Raw genomic sequence first — 1,345 nt, 5'->3', positions numbered from 1 at the left:
TCCTGGATGCGACAACACGCAACAAGGTGTTGCACAGATGTGTCATGATGGCTTAGATTTGAACCAACGTTAGTGCATGGGATTTTTAGAGGGAAAAAATCATGTTTATTGATTCAGAAAAACGACTGAAACAACTTTCAGATGAGGCAAAGAAAAACACCGAGGATCTCGAAGAAGCAAAGAAGAATTCAAGGTTTACACAGGTATCCCCAAAAGGTTGGGAACGCGTTCGAGAGCTGCTGAAGGATAGCCAAGGCATATCAGCACTGAAGCTGTACTCATTTTTAGCGGAGCATATCGATCCTACGTGTGGCGCTGTCGTTGCGGATCAGCAATTCCTAGCTGAAAAACTTGGAGTTAGCAGAAGCACAATTATTCGTTGGCTCAATTACTTAGAATCAAAAAATGCATTAGTTAGAATCCCCGTTGCTGGTAAGGTTTGTGCGTATGCCCTCGATCCACATGAAGTCTGGAAGGGATACAACACTACGAAAAACCATGCAGCATTTGTCACTAAAACACTGGTCAACAAAGACGGTGATATTCAGCGCCGAATCATGGCCATGTTTTCAAATTGAGCCAGCGGCAGGCGGACAATCAGGGGCTACGTGTTAACGTTCTGACCATGATTGTCTATCCTGCATTGCTCTTTTGCCGCCTCAAAATCCCTTGCGTGTTTTTGCTCCCCGATCTCCAGAACGACCGAGCCGCCACGGTTCCGGCAGCGCCTTGAGCGCAACCGGAAACCGTCTGGGGAGAACCCCAGACCCCCATCGCTGTAACACCGACGGTCTACGACCACCTACCAACCGAGTGACTGCCTGTACCGTGCAAATGGGCTTTGCAGGGGGCTGGCGCGGTTCCTGGCGACCTGAAAGCCCCTGGCTAGGGGTATCGGCGCGCCTGACCTCCTGAAACGCTCTGTAAGCGTTTTTCGCGCCTTCCATGCCCTGACGGGCATTTAAACCCCGCCTCGTGCGTCTGAGAGCTTCTGAGCGCGTTTGAAGGGCTATCTGACGACTCATCCCCGAAAGAACAACAGCGGAATCACCGACAACATGCGAGAGGTGGCACCGCTCGCCGCAGCCCCAGCGACCGAACGTTAGTGAGCGAGTGGGCGAGGAAGCGGAAGAGAACCGGAAACCACATTGAGCACGTACGCACTGATACGGGGTGTCGGGGCGAAGCCCTGACCAGATGGCAAACGGAATATCGTCGCGGGTGACGGTATTACATTTGCACATCCTGTCCCGATTTCTGCGGGGGTTAACGGTGAACGGACGGCAAAAAACGTGCAGGAGCTGTTGAACGTGAAAACCACGAAATCTGGCAAAAATCACGGCTG

At 51.9% G+C, this 1,345-nt stretch carries 1 protein-coding gene; it reads left to right on the top strand.

Translation table 11 applies throughout. From position 1 onward, the window contains the following. The first annotated feature begins 101 nt into the window (after nucleotides 1-101). Nucleotides 102-578, top strand: a complete 477-nt coding sequence (locus D1223_RS00020) for a helix-turn-helix domain-containing protein (protein WP_000469298.1) — start codon at nucleotides 102-104, stop codon at nucleotides 576-578. Nucleotides 579-1,345 lie beyond the last annotated feature (767 nt).

This window comes from Henriciella mobilis (assembly GCF_003576285.1).
GTDB lineage: Bacteria > Pseudomonadota > Alphaproteobacteria > Caulobacterales > Hyphomonadaceae > Henriciella > Henriciella mobilis.
Note: the sequence above shows the minus strand (reverse complement) of the source record. Positions and strands in the feature narration are given on the sequence as shown.

Coding starts and splice junctions, on each gene's coding strand:
- D1223_RS00020 (WP_000469298.1), top strand. CDS start 102: ATGTTTATTGATTCAGAAAAACGACTGAAACAACTTTCAGATGAGGCA.